Raw genomic sequence first — 18,589 nt, 5'->3', positions numbered from 1 at the left:
TGTCACAGGTTCGAGTCCTGTTCGGGGAGCCAGTACGGAGAAGTACCCAAGTGGCTCAAGGGGACCCTCTGCTAAGGGGTTAGACTGCGTAAGTGGTGCGTGGGTTCGAATCCCACCTTCTCCGCCACAGCTTTTCTTATCGTGAAAGAAAATATAAAAATGCTATTGTATTAATTATGTGTAAATGGTATTATATCTCTTGTCGCTGATAGAAAAGTGGAAATGATAGAGTCATACATAGAACGGCCCGTTGGTCAAGGGGTTAAGACACCTCCCTTTCACGGAGGTAACAGGGGTTCGAATCCCCTACGGGTCACCAAACGCCGCTTTAGCTCAATTGGTAGAGCAACTGACTTGTAATCAGTAGGTTGGGGGTTCAAGTCCTCTAGGCGGCACCACTTGCGGAAGTGGCTCAGCGGTAGAGCATCGCCTTGCCAAGGCGAGGGTCGCGGGTTCGATTCCCGTCTTCCGCTCCATTTCGGGATGTAGCTCAGCTTGGTAGAGCACCTGGTTTGGGACCAGGGGGTCGCATGTTCAAATCGTGTCATCCCGACCATATGATTAACATCGGACTGAAGTTCAATTAAGAGCTTCAGTTTTTTTGTTTTAAATCTTTGCGCTCTGATGATATATATAGCTTGATCAATTCTGAACAACATGCATCAATTTCCATGTACTTGGGCATCTTAGTTTATAAAAGGCGTACAGGATATGGAGGAAGCAAGGTGCGAAGAATTTACAAGAAGACAATGCTGGTAATAATGCTTGTGCTGATGTTTATGGCGAACGCTCTCATGGTTGAAGCAGATGGAGATAAAGCTTTCCACTTCGGTTTTAAACGAAGCGTTGGAGGACAACTGCCATCGATACAGGAGGAAGGCTTTGCTCATATTCTTGACCAGAATGAAGCACTTTTTATTGGCAACACGTCAAAAAAGGTGCTGTATCTGACGTTCGATAACGGATATGAAAACGGATTTACAGCTCCGATTTTGGATACCTTACGTGAAAAAAAGGTTCCTGCAGCATTTTTTGTAACAGGGCATTACGTCAAGGACCAACCTGAGCTTATTAAGCGAATGGTTGATGAAGGGCATATTGTTGGCAACCATTCATGGAGTCATCCTGATATGACAACAATGAGCAATGATCAAATCCGCCAGGAGCTGGCTCGAGTAAAAGACGGAGTTGCGGCCATTAGCTCGCAGAAGAGCATGCATTACCTGAGACCGCCGAGAGGGATCTTCAACGATCGAGTGCTTGCTGTAAGCCGTGAGGAAGGCTATACAAGCGTATTCTGGTCATTGGCTTATAAGGATTGGGAGGTCAATAATCAGAAGGGCGCTGATTATGCCTATCAGCAAATTATGAAGCAGCTGCATCCTGGCAGCATTATGCTTATTCATTCCGTTTCAAGCGATAACGCTGCGGCTTTGCCTAGAGTGATTGACGATGCCAGAGCGAAAGGATATGAATTTGAAAGCCTGGATATGCTAATGGCGGAAAAGCTGCTGCCGTTTTCATTTTGAAGCAAAAGGGATGTTCATGTCAGGTTTTACTGACCTTCTGAACATCCCTTCTACGTATTATTGCGCCTGCTGTTTGGCAAAGAAATGAGTGAGTGCTTTATACACTTCACCTTTTTCCCGTATAATAAAATGCTTGAATTTCTTATTGGTAATATGCTTGTAGGCGCTCATTAACGTGCTGCTGCGATTGTACTGATTAATTTCTCCGTAGCCAAACATATTGCTTCGCTCAATTAGCTTTTCAATCAAGCGAACACAACGTTCATTGTCTGAAGTTAAATTATCACCATCTGAAAAATGGAAAGGATAAATGTTCCATAGCTCGGTAGGATAGCGTTCCTCGATAATTTCCAACGCTCGCTGATAAGCAGAGGAGCAAATTGTACCTCCGCTTTCGCCTCGTGTAAAGAAATCCTCCTCCTCGACTACCTTTGCTTCCGTATGATGAGCGATATAAATAATTTCAACATGCTCGTATTTTTTGCGCAAAAAGCGCGACATCCAGAAAAAGAAGCTGCGTGCGCAATATTTCTCAAATGCTCCCATACTGCCTGATGTATCCATAAGTGCAAAAATAACAGCGTTCGATTGCGGCTTCACGATTTCTGTCCAAGTCTTGTAGCGCAAATCATCAGGCGAAATGCCGCCAATGCCGCGGCGTCCAGCATTGGCGTTGCGACGCAGATTTTCTAGCAGCGTTCGCTTTTTATCGATATTGGACATGATGCCTTTCTTGCGAATATCGTGAAATACAATTTCCGAGGTTTGCAGCTGTTCCTTTTGCTTCTGCTCCAAATTAGGAAGCTCCATCTCATCGAACAGCATATCCTCAAGCTCATCGATACTGATTTCCGTATCATATACATCTTCTCCGGGCTGATCGCCTGCATCCTGACCCTGGCCGGGCTTTTTGGCAGCCTGCGGGTCTACGCCAAGCACATCTCCAACCTGTGAATCTCCATCGCCTTGCCCGACATGCTTTTTCTTATTGTAGTTATAAACAAAATGCGCTTCGTCGAGGCTTTTTATAGGCACCTTAACCGTTCTGCGGCCATCGGACAATATAATGCTTTCATCTGAAACGAGATCGGGCAAATTATTTTTTATTGCGTCACGCACGCGCTGCTGATGTCTGGCCTGATCGTTATAGCCTTTACGATGCAAGGACCAATCCTCGCGCGATACGATAAATACGGGCTGCTGCTGCATGCTTGCACACCTGCCTTCCGAAAATGATCCAACATGACATGTATTCATTGTATGCTCGAATCAAGCAGGTATGATGACTAGTTTAACTGGAAGCTTAACTGTAAGCTAGCGGTTTACAATCAGCGTAAGTGCAGCCTACTCAAACCGGAACCATTTCAAATTAAACTGGCTGCCCGGTAAAAAGATAAACATCACCTTTTGCGGGCCGTTTACCGGCTCCAGCTCAAAGGTCCGCTCTGTATAGCCGTCTGATTGCATAAACTCGACAATTTGCTTGCTTTCTCCAGCATTACCCGAGAACGAGATATGAATCGTGTTTTTGTCGATTGGAGAATGACCGCAAATCGTAAGCTTGGTCGCGCCAGCTGCTGCAAAATCCATATCCTCATAGATGATGGAAACATTGTTTCCGATATTTTCGACTGCGTTATCTGCAAGCGTAAATGAGTCGCCATAAATATGATCGTATTCCAGCGCATCAAGCTGCTCATAAGCTTTATTAAGCCTTGTAAACTGGAAGCCCTTCAAATGAATTTTACGGCTAAGCACAATGCTGATCGAAGTGATGCCGCGCAATCGTTTATTCAGCTTGTAGCTTTCCGGCTGATACACATTCCATTTTGAAGGCTTGTGGTAAGCGAGCGTTGCAATATGCTCGGCATTTTCGTCCTCAGGATGACCTTCCCACAGCTCCATCGTGAAATACTCACTATCTAACGAAAAGATCGGCAGCGTTGTTTCATCAGAGCCGTAGCTGCCAAAATCGATGTTTTCAAAGTAAATGATGCTTTGCCCATCACGCGCGGTTGCTACGCCGCGCTCATTGCCCATTGTCAAATTGCTGCTGCGCTCGCTGCAATAGCCTGCGGACACAAATTCATACGGCTGTAAAAATGCCTGGCCGATTCCTTGAACAGACAAGCCCAGCATCGCGTAATGGTCCAGCTTCTCCTTGCCATTGTTAATGCCGCAGCGCACATACATCTCGCCATCGCCAAGCGCCTGAATCGTGGCCTGTTGGCCTTCAGCGTGCAGAGTGGCAATACTGGCATCTGCTCCCGCCACATTGGTTAAGCGCCATACAAGCTCGTTATAGGTTGCGTTGCCAGGATGAAGCTTGGCTTCCACAGGCAGCGAGCGCTGCTCAGCAGTAAGCTTCGTACCGAGCGGAGCGATAATTTCGATTTTGCGCACAGGAATTTCATCTGCTTCCAAATCTACTCGAAGCTGCTCAAAGCTATGCTCAAAGCGAGAGGCGTAAGCATAGAGCGTCAGCTCCTCAAGTGCGGCTGTTTCTTTAGCAGCTGCTTCAGCTTGCAGCGTCAGCTTGCTTGACGGCAGCCCACGAGAGCTGACGGTTACTGTAATCTCTCCCGGCTCCAATGTGCTTGCGACAATTGCGAGCAGCTTGCCGCTGAACAATTTGCGCGTTGTTCCTTTATAGGATTCGTAATCTGTGCTGTCGCCATTGTCTAGTCCAACGAGACGTCCTGGACCTGTGATCGACACATGTACACGGTTGTTGGCATTTTGTACGGGCAATCCCTGCTCATCAGTCATAGCGATCTCAATAAACGCAAGATCAGAGCCGTCGGCAATAAGCTTCGTTTCGTGCGTTGTAAGCGTGATTTGCTTAGCGTCTCCGAAGGATGCCTGCACATCTGTTGCGATTACTTCATCATGCTCATTGTAGGCGACAGCGCGCAATACGCCTTTCGTATATGGAAGCTGCCAGTTTCCGACCAGCTTTTGCCCGTGTTGATGGTCGATATGAACGACACCTTGAGATACGTCATTGAAGAACAGCTCAATTTTCGGAGCGTTGGAGCATACGCGCACATCGATTAGCTGGCCCTCAGAGAAATCCCAGTAAGGGAAAATATGAATCATCGGCTGCTTGCGGTAATCGGTCCACTCCGCCTGATAAATATAATAGGAGTCCTTTTTGAACCCTGCCGTATCAAGCTGGCCAAAATAAGAATTTTTCGTATGGTAAGGTGTAGGCTCGCCTATGTAATCAAAGCCCGTCCATATAAATTGACCCAGCGAATAGGTAGCGTCACGGTCAGCAATGATGCAGGCTTCCGTGCTTTTTGCTCCCCAACTAGTCGAGCTGTTGCCAAGCGCCGAGCATTGCTCGTCGTCATCAGCAAGCACAGCCTGTGCCAGCGGGAAATGGTAAATGCCGCGGCTTTGCACAACAGAAGCTGTCTCGCTGCCATAAATGATCCAGTCTGGATGCTGCTGATGATGCTGGTCGTAATATTTTTCGCCATAGTTATAGCCAGCTACCTTGACGATATCGGCACATTTCTGGGCGTTTTCCCAAGGCATATAATTGGAGCCGATCGTTACAACAGCGTTCGTTTTATAATCAAGCTGCTGAACAAGCTCCATCAGCTCGCGAGTCAGCTGCTGACCGCGTTGACCGGCATGCGTATCATAGATTTCATTGCCGATGCTCCACATGATCAGGCTGGGGTGATTGCGGTCGCGGCGAACCCAGCTCGCAATGTCCTTTTGCCACCACTCTGGATAGAAACGGGCGTAGTCATAGGTTGTTTTTGAACGCTCCCACATGTCAAATGCTTCCGAGCAAATCAGCACACCCATTTCATCGGCAAGCTCCATTAGCTCTACGGCAGGCATATTGTGGGCAGTGCGAATTGCATTCACGCCCATTTCCTTTAGCAATTCAATTTGGCGGCGCAGAGCCTTGCGATTAACCGCAGCACCGAGCGCTCCGAGATCATGATGCTGGCAGACGCCGTATATTTTCACATATTGATCATTCAAGTAAAAGCCGTCATTTGTTGTAAAGCGCAAGGTGCGGAAACCAAAGCGCTCCGTTTCACGATCCAGCAGCTGGTCATCGCGATATAGCAAGGTTTCCAACTGGTATAGCTGCGGGGATGACAAGCTCCACAGCTGCGGCTGCTCCACTTCAAGCTCTGTTTTGACAGTAACCGTGCTGCCGGCATCAATGCTTGCTGCAGTTGTTTGCTCTGCTACGATCAGGCCGTTTGCGTCGCTAATTTTATGAACGATTCGGTAAGATGACGAAGGATCAGCCTGCTGCTCGAATACAATTTCGCTATCGATATCCACAAGCCAGCTTTGTTCTTGCGGCTTGGTCGCCACATAGACGCCATGCGTCGCAAGATGCGTCTGCGGCTTCGAGATTAGCCAAACAGAACGATAGATGCCGGCCCCTGAGTACCAGCGCGAGTTGGGAGATTGATGAACCACTCTCATAACAAGCTCATTATTGCCCTGCACAAGGAAAGGAGTAATATCAATTTCAAAGCTGGAATAGCCATATTTCCATTCTCCTGCTGCTTGACCGTTGACAAATAACGTACAGTCCATATAAACGCCTTCAAAGTACAGGGAAGTGCGATTGGTCGCATCCGCATCAGCGACATGCAGCGTTTTGCGATACCAGCCCTCGCTATTTTCGTACAAATTATTACTGTCATAAATTAGCCAATCATGAGGCAGTGTAACAGACATCCAGGCCTGCTCGTCTGCTAATACGGCTTCATAAGATGTATTTAGCGGTTGCTTGGAAAAATACCAATAGTTGTTAAACAATTGCTTTTGACTCATCGTTACTTAGTCTCCTTTCGCTAAAGTATGCCAAGCGCTAGAGCGCTTATTGCGCCACCAACTGTGATCGCGCGTACATACAAGGCAATCATAACACGGAACTAAAATGACATCTATAGAGGAGGTTCAAAAAGCTGGACTTTGATGACGATGCAATTGCGTTGGGGATTACTCGACGTCGAATCTTGAACGCTAGCGAAAATTCCGGTGCTCACGTAGCATTTTGCCTACGCTGCGCTCCTCATTTTCTACTATCGTCCAAGCTTCTTGGTCCTGAAAGCACAGCTTTTTGAACTTCGATTGGAAGAGGATGTTCAAAAAGCTGGACTTTGATGACGATTCGTTGCTTTGTAGCGGATTCGACGGCGAATATGTCACGCTACCGAAAGTTGCGGTGCTCACGTAGCTTTTGGCCTACGCTGCGCTCCTCGCTTTCTAGTATCGTGCCATCTTCTTGGTCCTGAAAGCCCAGCTTTTTGAACTTCGATTGGAAGAGGATGTTCAAAAAGCTGGACTTTGATGACGATGCGATTGCGTTGGGGATTACTCGACGTCGAATCTTGAACGCTAGCGAAAATTCCGGTGCTCACGTAGCATTTTGCCTACGCTGCGCTCCTCATTTTCTACTATCGTCCAAGCTTCTTGGTCCTGAAAGCCCAGCTTTTTGAACTTTCATTGAAAGAGGATGTTCAAAAAGCTGGGCTTTGATGACGATGTGTTGCGTTGTAGTGGATTCGACGGCGAATCTTGAACGATAGCGAAAGGCCAATGCTTACGAAGTATGTTTTCTGCGAAAACATTTGAGGTGCTCACGTAGCTTATTGCCTACGCTGTGCTCCTTGCTTTCTACTAACGTCCAAGCTTCTTGGTTCTGCACTCAAAGAAAGCTACAGCGGAGGAGCAAAGCATCCGAAAAACGCAGTGAGTCGCCTTTAACATCGTAATGCAACCATAAAAAATTCAAATAATGCATTACGATTTAAAAAGCGACTGAAGGATGCTTAGCTCCGTAGCGCTGATGCCGCTACGCACGCTTCATAGCGCACTCCACAGAAAAAAGCTACAGCGGAGGAGCAAAGCATCCGAAAAACGCAGAGTGTCGCCTTTAACATCGTAATGCAACCCTAAAAAATTCAAATAAAAGCATTACGATTTAAAAAGCGACTGGAGGAAGCTTTGCTCCGGAGCGCTGAAAAACGCAGAGGGTCGCCTTTAACATCGTAATGCAACCATAAAAATTCAAATAAAAGCATTACGATTTAAAAAGCGACTGTAGGAAGCTTTGCTCCGGAGCGCTGAAAAACGCAGAGTGTCGCCTTTAACATCGTAATGCAACCCTAAAAAATTCAAATAAAAGCATTACGATTTAAAAAGCGACTGAAGGATGCATTGCTCCGCAGCGCTGACTGAAGGATGCTTTACTCCGGAGCGCTAGAACAGTGAGCCCGAGGATGGTAAACTATAAGAAGAAACGAAATGTATGAAAGGATGAAGGAAGTGAAGCTATTTCATACAGCAGACTGGCATCTGGGCAAGCTTGTCCAGGGCGTTTATATGACGGAGGACCAAGCTTATGTGCTTGAGCAGTTTATCGAGGATGTCAAGCAGGAGCAGCCTGATGCAGTTATTATAGCCGGCGATTTATACGATCGTGCGATACCGCCGACAGAAGCAGTAGAATTGCTTAATGATATACTAGAGCGCCTGGTGCTGGAGCTGCATGTTCCTGTGCTGGCGATTGCAGGCAACCACGACAGTCCGGACCGCATTGATTTCGCAGTAAAGCTGATGGAGCGCAATGGGTTGTATTTATGCGGTCAGCTGCGCTACCCGATTGAGCCTATCGTGCTTCATGATGATGCTGGAGAGGTGCATTTTTATTTGATTCCATATGCGGATCCTTCTATTGTGCGTCATGTTCTGGGTCAGGAGCATATTCGCTCTCACCAGGATGCGATGGAGGCGATTGTGGCGCATATTGTAGAAAATTGGGACGCAAGCGCGCGACATGTGCTGATTGCCCATGCCTTTGTTACACCGTATGGCGAGGCGGAGCAGAATACGAGTGATTCGGAACGCCCATTATCGATTGGCGGCGCCGAATATGTAAGCGCCGAGCTGCTGAAGGCGTTTGATTATGTCGCACTTGGCCATTTGCATCAGGCGCATCATGTTGGCATTGAGCATGTACGATATGCAGGCTCGCCGTTGAAATATTCAATCTCTGAGGAGAAGCATCATAAGGGCTATCTCGTTGTTGAGGTTGGCTCGGACGGCGTTGAAGTCCGCAAGACTGATTTGACTGCGAGACGGGATATGCGCCGCGTGGTCGGAACTATCGCTGATATTGAGCGTTATCCGAGAAATGAAGATTATGTATATGTTACGCTGACAGACGAAAATCCAGTGCTGTTTCCAATGGAAAAAATACGGGCGGTATACCCGAATGCGATGCATGTTGAACGAATAGCAGGACAAAGCAAAACCGCCGGCGAGGAAGCGGAGCAGCCAGCTGCAGCAATCATAAAGCAGGAGCTGAAGCCATTGGAGCTGTTTCGCGCTTTCTATCAGGAGGTTAGAGGAGCCGAGCTTTCCAGCGACAAAGAAAAGCTGTTTGCCGAAGCCTATGAGCTGCTCTTAAAGGAGAGTGGAGAATAGATGAGACCGATACAGCTTACATTAACGGCATTTGGCCCTTACCGTGATCAGGAGACGATCGATTTTCGCAAATTAGGCGATCACCGATTGTTTGTCATCTCAGGCAATACCGGTGCGGGCAAAACAACGATTTTCGATGCGATCTGCTTCGCGCTCTATGGCGCAGCCAGCGGCGAGGATCGTGCTGAGACACGCATGCTGCGCAGTCATTTTGCTGATGAAGCGACCCACACCTCAGTCGAGCTTATATTCGCTGTCCGCGACAAGCAATTTCGCGTATTTCGGCAAATGAAGCATCGCAAAAGCGGCAATAAAAGTGAAACCGGAGAAAAAATCGAGCTTTTCGAGCTGACGGAGCGAGGCGAGGTCCCGGCCGTAGATCGCTTTGTCATTCGCGATGTCGATCAGCGGCTGGCAGAAATTATTGGGCTGACGAGAGATCAGTTCAGTCAAATTGTTATGCTGCCGCAGGGCGAATTTCGCAAGCTGCTTACATCAAGCACAGACAACAAGGAAGAAATTTTGCGTAAAATTTTTCGTACGGAAATTTTCGAGCAACTGGAGCAATTGGTCGGGCAGCAAACGAAGCAGGTGCAGGAGCAGCTTCGCAGTGGACAGCAGGCGCAAACGCTGCTGCTGCATCAAATAGCCGAGCAGCTTCCGCTAAGAGAAGGAAGCGAGCTTGCTCAGGTGTACGAGCAGGAGCAGCAAAACAGCTATCAGGTGTCTCAAGCGCTTGAAGCTGAGCTGGAGCACTATGAACAGCAACAGCAGCAGTTGGAGCAAGTGAAAATCGAGCTGGCCGAGCAGCTGTCGCTTGCCCGCAAGGCGGTACAGGATGCGGAGCAGCATAATCGAAAGCTGGCCGAGCTGACGGCCAAGCAAGCGGAGTATGGTCAGCTGCAGGAGCGTGCTGATGAAATCGAGCTGCTGCAGCAAGCGCTGGTTAAAGGGGAAAAAGCGCGCTTTGTGGAGCCGTATGAGCAGCGCTGCACGAGAGCGCAGCAGCAAATGCGTGAAGCGCTGCAAGCATTGGAAGCATTAAGCCAGCGCCATCAGCATTTATCCGCCGAGCTTGCTCAGGCTCAGCAGCAATGGGAGCAGCAGCAGGCACTGGAGCCGCGGCGAGCGGCATTGCAGGTAGAGCTGCATGAGCTGGAGGGCTTGGCGCCGCTGGTCAAGCAATTGCAGCAGCAGCTGCTGCGGCTCGCTGAAGCGGATCAACAGCAGCAGCAATTAAAGCGAAAGCTGGAAGCGAGTGAAGCAGCCCTTCAAGCCGTGCGGGTACGCAGACAGGAGCTGCAGCAGCTTTTGCAAAATAGTGAGCATAAGGCGATTCAATATGCCGAGCTGCAGGCACAGCTGAAGCAAATTCAAAAGCAAGGAACGGCGATTAGCCAACTGGTCAAGGAAGCAGCAGAGCTGCAAGAGCTGGCCAAGCAAGAGGAAGGCGCGGAGCTGTCCCGCCAGCAGGCATACAGCGCGCTGCAAGAGCTGGAGCAGCTTTGGCTGGGGGGACAAGCAGGAGAGCTTGCCATGCATTTGCATGACGGTCAGCCATGTCCGGTATGCGGCAGCCAGCAGCACCCGCATAAGGCGGTGCGCATGGAGCATATGCCTAGCAAGGAGCAGCTTGAGCAGGCCAAGGCGGAGCACTTGAAGCAGCTGCAGGAGCAGCAGCGCATCCATGCGCAGCAAAGCGCCAAGCTGAATATGATCGCAGCTCAACTGCAGCAGCAGGAGCAAATAACAGATGCTTCAGGGGCTGCAATAGCTTTTGAACCATATGAACAGACGGATCAGCTTCGCGCCAAGCTGGAGTATGCGCAGCAGCGATTGCGCGAGCAATGGAAGCAGGTTAAGGAGCAGGAACAGCAGCTGCAGGCGGAGGTTGAGCAATCAAAGCAGCATAAGGAGGAGCAGCAGCGGCTTGAGCAGCAGGTTGAGCAGCTGGAGCAGCAGCATAAGCAGCAGTTAAATGATCAGCAGCAGCTGCTGATCCGCCATGCAACGATCAGCTCAACGATCGAGCAGCTGACTGAGCGCATACCGCAGGCGCTGCAGCAGGAGGAGCAATTGAGCGCCAAGCTGCAGCAGTCACGAGCCGAGTTTAATCAGCTTAACGAAAGCTGGAAGGCAGCCGGAGATCATTTTCAACAGGTTGCCAATCAGCACACAACTGTTAAGACGCAGCTTGAGAGTCAGCAGCAGCAGACTGCGCGCTTGCAGCTTGAGCTGGAGGAAAGCAAGACAAGCTATCAGCAGCAGCTGGCGGAGGCTGGCTTCGAGCAAGAGAACGATTATATTGCAGCCAAGCTTACAGCCGAGCAATTGCAAAGCTATCGAGCGACTATCGAGCAGCATAAAGAAAGGATTGTTCGCTTGGCCAATGAGCTGGAGCTGCTCGAGCAGGCTGTAGCAGATAGAAGCTATATCGAGCTGGAGCCGCTGCAGGCAGAGCTTGCGTCCTGGCAATCGCGCTTTGAAGCGCTTATAGCAGAGGAGACGCAGCAGAAGCATTTTGCGGCTGAAATCGTTCGTTTTATGGAGCGGATCAAAGGGACAAGCAATCAGCTTCAGCAGCTCGAAGCGAAGCTGTCGCTGCTTGCCGATCTATTTTCCACGATGAAAGGCGACAATCCATTAAAGCTCAGCTTCGAACGCTATATACTAATCGATTATTTAGAGCAAATTTTAACGATGGCGAACCTGAGATTGAGCAAGCTGTCCAATGGTCAATTCGAGCTTAGAAGAAGTGATCGTCTGGAAACGTATGGCAAGCAAAGCGGCCTCGGGCTTGATGTATACGATGCTTATACGGGGCAAAACCGCGATGTTAAAACATTGTCAGGCGGCGAGAAATTCAACGCTGCGCTTTGCCTTGCACTAGGCATGGCTGATGTTATACAAGCCCATCAAGGGGGAGTCTCCATAGAGATGATGTTCATTGATGAAGGCTTCGGCTCCTTGGATGAGGAATCATTGCAAAAATCCATTCAGGCGCTCGCCGAGTTGCAGCGAGCAGGGCGGATGATCGGGGTCATCTCTCATGTGCAGGAGCTGAAAGCGGCATTGCCGGCATGCCTGGAGGTAAACAAATCAAGAGATGGGTATTCCTATACTTCATTTGTTATTAAATAAAATCGTGAAAGCTCGGCAAACGCATATAAAGAAAGACAGGCTCTATGCTGCTGCTGCAGTATAGAAACCTGTCTTCACTAGGACGTGTAAGAGCGGGTTTGCAGACACGTCCTAGCGTGCCTGAGCACCCTTGGCAAATTAAACGGTAAATGTGCTGACGAACGAAAGCAAGAAAAAGATTAAGCCGCCAAAGCAAAGCAACCCGTTTAAAACAGTGCCGATAATGCCGAACACTTTTCTCCGCTGCTTGATGAACAAGCTGATACAGCCAAGCAAAAAACCGATAAAGGAAATTAAAGCAGAAGCGATCATAAGCAAGCCGCCGACTACGACTGATACGATAAACGGTGGCATTGATTCAGCAGATATAATCATGCTTTCAATGTATGCCGGATCCTGCAGCATCAAAATATCTTCTTGGCTCATATTCAAAATGCTGGAGAAAATGACTACAAAGCCGATTACGATCGCCAAAATGCTAATGATCGCTAAAATAAAGCTGGCAATGCCAAGTCCGCCATGCTTTAGCTTGCCGCTTGGCTCGCCAACTGGAGGCGCACCGTAATACGGCGGCTGCTGCTCGGCGAATGGCGGCGGACCGTACGGCCCTGCCTGAGGCTGGGCATAGCCTGGCTGCTCATACGGTTGCCCAGTCGTATTAGGCACAGTATTTTTTGGTGAGAATCGTCCTTTCGCTTTTATAGACTTGCTGGCCTGTGGAGCAGTTGAGGCAGTGCCGTTCTGCTGCTCCTGTGATGTATGTTGATTTTTAGGTGGATTTGAGTTTGATGAATTTGAATGTTCCATATTGACTCCTTCAGCTAATTTTTATTTCATTATACTACAAATAAAGGAATGATGACTATGTTTAGACGATACTTTATCATTGGTGCGATTGGCGCGGCGCTGGCGATCGCATTTGGTGCGTTTGGCGCTCACGGTCTCAAGGATATGGTAGAGGAGCGGATGCTGGCAAACTTTGAAACGGGCGTGCGTTACCATATGTACAGCGCCTTGGGCATTATGCTTATCGCACTTGCTTCAAAGGTCATTGCCGGCAGCAAGCAGCTATCGCTAGGGGCGCTGCTTATTACGATCGGCACCTGCATTTTTAGCGGCAGTCTTTACGTGATGGCACTGACAGGCATTACAATGCTGGGAGCAATTACGCCTATTGGAGGCGTGCTTATGATTGCCGGCTGGATTTTCGTTGTTACAGGATTATTAAAATTTAAAGACAACTAGTATTTTTTTCTATGACAAAAGACATATTTCGATTATAATTGTGGTGTAACATTACAGATTTTTCTTGTTACATTTGCGATATTAATCATTGGCAAGATGAATCGAGGGATTAAGTTTGTTCAAGCGAAAACAGTATAAAGGGTTAGAACCTTCGACGATTGCAGGTTATCTCATTATCGTATCCCTTGCCTGGATATTTATTGCGTTATTTGTAGTCAGCACCTTTACATACCGCATTATCCTGGGCACGGTTGGTTCGGTTCTACTTGCAACAGCAGTCATTTTGTTATTTCGCGCAAATCGAATTGCACAAGCTACCAATTTTCATGAATCAATCGTAGACACTTTGTTTGAATCCAACGCAGTAGCGCTTACACTTATTAATCATCATGGCAAAATTATCGAGCTGAATCACACGACAGCCAATATGCTCGGCTATGAGCATCGCAATGACTTAATCGGTCTGCCGATTATGGACATTATTGAGCAATCGAGCCAGGAAGCGCTAGGAACCGCATTGGAGCAGGTGAAGGAAGGCAAGATTACATCGCTTAATATTCATGTGCTGCATCGCTCCTCATTTCCGTTAGAGCTGCAAATAAGCTGTGAGCCGGTCATTCAAAACGGCAGTGTAATCGGTGGATTGATCATCAGCCATGATTTAAGCGATCATAAACGCAACATAGAACGAATACGGTATATGGCCTATTATGATGATATGACGGGCTTGCCCAATCGAACCTTATTTCAAATTCGATTCGATGAATGGCTGCTGCGGGCCAAGGAAGATCATTTTATGCTGGGCGTATGCTACATAGATCTTGATAACTTTAAGTTGATTAATGCTTCATTCGGCCGGGAATATGCGGACCTGATGCTGCTGCAAATGGCCGACCGCTTGAACCGCTTGCTGTCCGAGCATGATTTTGTTGCGAGAATGGAAGGAGATTCCTTTGCTCTGCTGCTGAATCATATTGATCATATCGATCAGCTGCTGGAGCGGGCTCAGCATATATTAGAGGTTATTGGAGAGCCGTATGATTTAAAGGGCGTGCCGGTACATGTCAGTGCCAGCATGGGGATCGCGGTTAACATTGATCCGGCGGACGATGGCTATTCCTTGTTCAAAAAAGCCGATATGGCATTGGTTAAAGTGAAGGAAACAGCTGGCGACAACATTTTAATTTATTCCGAGGAATGGAACAACTCCTCCTATGAACGGCTGAAGCTTCAGCATGAAATCCACAGAGCGATTCAAAAGCATGAGTTTGAGCTGTATTATCAGCCGCAATATGATCTGTTAGAAGGACAAATTGTTGGGGTTGAGGCGCTCATTCGCTGGAATCATCCAACGAAAGGCATGCTTTCACCGATCCATTTTATTCCGATCGCCGAGGAAAGCGGCTTAATTGTGCCGATAGGCGAATGGGTTATTCGCGAGGCTTGCCGGCAAAATAAAGAGTGGCTGGATGAAGGCTTGCCAATCGTTCCCGTTGCCGTAAATTTATCGATTCGTCAATTTATCCGCAATGATATGTCTTTGCAAATTTCAAAAATTTTAGAGGAAACGGGTCTGCCTCCACAATATCTCGATATTGAAATTACAGAATCGATGAGTATTGATATTAATGAGATGAATCAAAAGCTCATTGAAATTAGCGAGATGGGCGTAGGCATAAGCGTGGACGATTTCGGCACCGGCTACAGCTCCTTTCATTATTTGAAGGCGCTGCCGATTAATCGCTTAAAGATTGACCGTTCATTTGTAACTGACATCTTGCATGAAAAGAGTCATGCTGAAATTGTTTCAGCGATTATTGCGATGGCGCATAAGCTGAATTTACAGGTTATCGCGGAGGGCGTTGAAACAGATGAGCAGCTTGAATTTCTTCGCACGCTTCAATGTGATGAAATCCAGGGCTACCTTAAAAGTCCACCCGTACCGAGCTCCTTTTTTCAAAAGCTATTATGCTCTGCTTAATCCCATATAAGAAGGCTGATCACCGCATCCTGCATGCAGCGATCAGCCTTTTGTTTTATTACACATATAAAGCCGTTATGCTTCGGTAAAGTCTTCTATCTCAGTTAGTCTGAACGTATATACTTGCTTTTCATCCACATGATAGACTGTAATGATCATTTCCTGATCATCAATGTTGATAACACGACAAGGGATGCTCACTTTAATGCCCAGTCCGCGATTGACAATAAGCCGAATCAGCTTGTTTTGCGCCTTGCATTGGCGGAAGGCCTCCAGACCAAGCGAAAGACTGGTTTCTTCAGGTTTGACAGCGGCTTCAACAGATGGTGCGGCTGACATTATCGTATCGCGCTGCTCTTCCTGCACTTGATTTCTTTTTACAGATACAGAAGTTGCAGAAGCAGCATTAGCTTTTCTCGAATCAATCTCATTGCCTAGCTGAATGCCTGAAATGATTTTATAATCGACAAATTCAGCACTATTAAGCTTGTTCATTAGCTGCATTAGCGCAGCTGCGTGATGCTCATCCTCAATTAATAGTTCCACATGATATACGTAAGATGTTTTGCTGCTGCTCATTATCTTAAATTCCCCTCGTATGATTAAGATTACCAATTAAGATATTCCTACTATATCATGAATGAAACCATTTCTGTAGACCTATTGTTTACATTTTTAAGCTTTGGTCCTAAAGGCTTATATATTACGCTTTTTGCAGGATAAGCTGTAGTTGAACATCCAAATTATTTTCTGTATCCATTACGACATTATGAGGATTTTCCATGCCGAAATCTGCAAAGGTTACGACAGTTGCGGCCTCGATTTTCAAGCTTTCTCCATCGTATTGGGCTTGTCCGGTAAACTGAACCTCTTTCGTAATGCCTTTTACGGTCATATTGCCTGTAAACGATATGTCTACAATTTCCCCGGCTGTCCATTGCTCAGATAGTCCGTCAAATGACAGCAGCTCAAATGTTGCTTCCGGGTATTGTGCAACATCCAAATAATCGGCGCTTGCTATATGGTTGTCGCGCTGGCTGTTTCCGGAGCTCATGCTAGTCATCGCTACAGCTGCTTGTGCGGCTGTGTTGGATGGCTCTGATGTATCAATAGTCCAGCTGCCAGTCACCTCGCTTAGCTCGTAATTGACCGTTTCTCTTGAGGTTGTCACTGAAAAGTAAACCTTGGAGCTATCCTCGATCGTCCATTGCCCATCAAGGCTCGCTGCTGCTGCTTCAGTTGGAGCTGTCTCTTCATTAGGAGTTGACTCAATCTCGCCGCTGCTGCTGCCTTCAGATTGCTCCGTTTCGCTTTCCAGCCCGGATGAAGGCGTTGAAAGCACACTTTCGATTTCAACATTATTGCCGGTTAGTCGATCAAATAGCCAATACATGCCGCCAGCCGCGATAATGACAGCAGCCAACAACGATACAACCACTTTTTTATTCATTAGATGTCCTCCTAATCCAATTAGGGCGTGCCCTACAATTTATTTTCTATGGTTATGTTGGTAACTATAAAATGTTAATCTTAAAAGCACATTAAAATTAGGCGTTTATCTAAATGAGAATTTATTAACTTTCGTGAATATTTAAGCCTACGGGCATATATGGAGGCAAATATTTCCTCTTCGCATATCGTGTACTATACAAGCGAGTTGAGGTGATAACTAATGATGAATATGGTTCCTATACGGCTTAAAAACGGAGCGACGGTAATTGGAGCAGAGGTTTTTCTGCCTAAAACGACATTGCTGTCTATTTCCACTGACCGCGGATACATTATGTGTGGCGCATTGGATGTAGGGCTGCTTAATGAGCGCTTGAAGGATCGGCAAATTATTGCCGGACGCGCAGTAGGTGTTCGCACGCTGGATGAGCTGCTGAATGCTCCATTGGAGTCGATTACCTATGAAGCAGAAAAAATAGGGATAACTATAGGGATGAAAGGCTATGATGCGCTGGAGCTTATGCTATAAAGCGCGAGCCTGAAGCAGAAAACGTTGGATGGTGTTGGGTGATAAACGAATGCATAGAAAAAGGGCTTGCTGCATAAATTCGGCTTTTGGCCGGACTACACAGCAAGCCTTTTACAGTAGTTTTTTTATTTCAAAATATATATATGTTGAAACCATCTCAATTGTTCTTATTGCTCGAACAGCTTGCGAAGATTTTCCTCATAAGGGGCAGTTACAATGCCTTTTTCTGTAATGATGCCTGTTACATATTCATTTGGGGTCACATCGAAGGCAGGGTTGTATACTTTAACGCCCTTTGGCGCTGTACGCTTGCCAAAGCCTTCTGTAATTTCCTCATCGGGGCGCTCCTCAATCGGAATTTCAGCGCCAGTTGGCGTATTCAAGTCGATTGTGGAAAGCGGGCAAGCAACATAGAATGGGATGCCATGCGCCTTTGCCAAAACAGCCACGCTGTACGTACCTATTTTATTGGCCACATCGCCATTGGCCGCAACGCGGTCAGTTCCAACGATAACAGCATCAACCCAGCCCTTGGACATGACCATGCCAGCCATATTGTCGCAAATTAGCGTTACATCGACACCAGCCTGCTGCAGCTCAAACGCCGTTAAGCGGGCACCTTGCAGCACCGGGCGAGTTTCATCAGCATATACACGCAAATTGATGCCGCGCTCCTTGGCAATATAAAAAGGAGCGAGCGCCGTACCGTATTTCGCTGTAGCGAGTCCACCTGCATTGCAATGCGTCAGCACGCCCATATCTTCCTTGAAAAGGGACAGGGCATACTCGCCAATTGCACGGTTCGTTTGCTCGTCCTGCTGCTGAATCGCAATAGCTTCCTGCTCAAGTGCTTTTTTGCAATCAGCCAGTGAAAAGCCTTGTGCAATAAACTGATCTGCAGCAGCTTTCATGCGGTCGAGTGCCCAGAACAAATTGACTGCCGTAGGACGAGAGGTAGCCAAATACTGTGCGGATTGCTGCACTGCATCCAGCCATTCCTCAGTTGTTGCAGCCTGTTGGCTGGCGATTACAACACCATACGCTGCGGCTATGCCAATAGCAGGTGCGCCGCGCACCTTTAAGTGACGAATCGCTTCCCATACATCCTTTTGCGTGGTGAGCGGCAAATAAACGACTTCTTCCGGAAGCAGCCGCTGGTCCAACAGATCAACTTGTCCATTATTCCATTTGACCGATTCCAACCCTACATAAGCTTCACTCATATCGATAATTCCTCTC

Annotated in this window: 12 protein-coding genes and 5 tRNA genes; 11 read left to right on the top strand and 6 right to left on the bottom strand. The window is 47.5% G+C overall.

Annotation, left to right across the window (positions count from 1 at the left end; all coding sequences use genetic code 11):
• Positions 1–36 precede the first annotated feature (36 nt).
• The 6 genes from KJS52_RS05905 to pdaA all read left to right on the top strand — a co-directional run bounded on the left by KJS52_RS05905 (position 37) and on the right by pdaA (position 1,529).
• Positions 37–127, top strand: a tRNA-Ser gene (locus tag KJS52_RS05905).
• Positions 128–244: 117 nt separating this feature from the next.
• Positions 245–319: transfer RNA gene (locus KJS52_RS05900), tRNA-Glu, on the top strand.
• A 3-nt stretch (positions 320–322) separates the two neighbouring features.
• Positions 323–398, top strand: a tRNA-Thr gene (locus tag KJS52_RS05895).
• A gap of 3 nt (positions 399–401) precedes the next feature.
• A tRNA-Gly gene (locus KJS52_RS05890) sits at positions 402–476 on the top strand.
• Between the two features lie 3 nt (positions 477–479).
• Positions 480–556: transfer RNA gene (locus tag KJS52_RS05885), tRNA-Pro, on the top strand.
• Positions 557–779: 223 nt separating this feature from the next.
• The gene (gene pdaA, locus KJS52_RS05880; RefSeq protein ID WP_246563156.1) at positions 780–1,529 is read left to right on the top strand and encodes a delta-lactam-biosynthetic de-N-acetylase; all 750 of its coding nucleotides are present in this window, start codon (positions 780–782) and stop codon (positions 1,527–1,529) included.
• Positions 1,530–1,586: 57 nt separating this feature from the next.
• Here pdaA and yhbH read toward each other — a convergent pair whose 3' ends face one another.
• Together yhbH and KJS52_RS05870 are read right to left on the bottom strand one after the other, a co-directional pair.
• Complete coding sequence (gene yhbH, locus KJS52_RS05875) at positions 1,587–2,738, bottom strand: sporulation protein YhbH (protein ID WP_213513735.1); 1,152 nt, start codon at positions 2,736–2,738, stop codon at positions 1,587–1,589.
• A 135-nt stretch (positions 2,739–2,873) separates the two neighbouring features.
• A complete protein-coding gene (locus KJS52_RS05870; RefSeq protein WP_213513734.1) occupies positions 2,874–6,347 on the bottom strand; it encodes a glycoside hydrolase family 2 TIM barrel-domain containing protein in 3,474 nt (1,157 codons plus the stop codon).
• A gap of 1,497 nt (positions 6,348–7,844) precedes the next feature.
• On the opposite strand from KJS52_RS05870, the gene KJS52_RS05865 reads away from it, so the two are divergent.
• Both KJS52_RS05865 and KJS52_RS05860 read left to right on the top strand, forming a co-directional pair.
• Positions 7,845–9,005, top strand: a complete 1,161-nt coding sequence (locus KJS52_RS05865) for an exonuclease SbcCD subunit D (protein WP_213513733.1) — start codon at positions 7,845–7,847, stop codon at positions 9,003–9,005.
• A complete protein-coding gene (locus KJS52_RS05860; protein ID WP_213513732.1) occupies positions 9,006–12,146 on the top strand; it encodes an AAA family ATPase in 3,141 nt (1,046 codons plus the stop codon).
• Between the two features lie 138 nt (positions 12,147–12,284).
• On the opposite strand, the gene KJS52_RS05855 is transcribed toward KJS52_RS05860, so the two are convergent.
• On the bottom strand, positions 12,285–12,953 hold the full coding sequence (locus KJS52_RS05855; RefSeq protein WP_213513731.1) for a hypothetical protein: 669 nt from the start codon (positions 12,951–12,953) through the stop codon (positions 12,285–12,287).
• A gap of 57 nt (positions 12,954–13,010) precedes the next feature.
• On the opposite strand from KJS52_RS05855, the gene KJS52_RS05850 reads away from it, so the two are divergent.
• On the top strand, positions 13,011–13,391 hold the full coding sequence (locus KJS52_RS05850; RefSeq protein WP_213513730.1) for a DUF423 domain-containing protein: 381 nt from the start codon (positions 13,011–13,013) through the stop codon (positions 13,389–13,391).
• Positions 13,392–13,506: 115 nt separating this feature from the next.
• On the top strand, positions 13,507–15,372 hold the full coding sequence (locus tag KJS52_RS05845) for a putative bifunctional diguanylate cyclase/phosphodiesterase (protein ID WP_213513729.1): 1,866 nt from the start codon (positions 13,507–13,509) through the stop codon (positions 15,370–15,372).
• Positions 15,373–15,447: 75 nt separating this feature from the next.
• On the opposite strand, the gene KJS52_RS05840 is transcribed toward KJS52_RS05845, so the two are convergent.
• Complete coding sequence (locus tag KJS52_RS05840; RefSeq protein ID WP_213513728.1) at positions 15,448–15,918, bottom strand: hypothetical protein; 471 nt, start codon at positions 15,916–15,918, stop codon at positions 15,448–15,450.
• Positions 15,919–16,075: 157 nt separating this feature from the next.
• The gene (locus tag KJS52_RS05835; RefSeq protein ID WP_213513727.1) at positions 16,076–16,822 is read right to left on the bottom strand and encodes a YceI family protein; all 747 of its coding nucleotides are present in this window, start codon (positions 16,820–16,822) and stop codon (positions 16,076–16,078) included.
• A 222-nt stretch (positions 16,823–17,044) separates the two neighbouring features.
• On the opposite strand from KJS52_RS05835, the gene KJS52_RS05830 reads away from it, so the two are divergent.
• Positions 17,045–17,350, top strand: coding sequence for a YunC family protein (locus KJS52_RS05830; RefSeq protein ID WP_213513726.1), 306 nt, complete (start codon positions 17,045–17,047; stop codon positions 17,348–17,350).
• Positions 17,351–17,517: 167 nt separating this feature from the next.
• On the opposite strand, the gene mtnA is transcribed toward KJS52_RS05830, so the two are convergent.
• On the bottom strand, positions 17,518–18,573 hold the full coding sequence (mtnA, locus tag KJS52_RS05825) for an S-methyl-5-thioribose-1-phosphate isomerase (protein WP_213513725.1): 1,056 nt from the start codon (positions 18,571–18,573) through the stop codon (positions 17,518–17,520).
• Positions 18,574–18,589: the final 16 nt, after the last annotated feature.

Source organism: Paenibacillus montaniterrae (assembly GCF_018403185.1).
Taxonomy (GTDB): domain Bacteria; phylum Bacillota; class Bacilli; order Paenibacillales; family Paenibacillaceae; genus Pristimantibacillus; species Pristimantibacillus montaniterrae.
The sequence above is the reverse complement of the archived record's forward strand: the minus strand, read 5'-3'. Positions and strand labels throughout refer to the sequence as shown.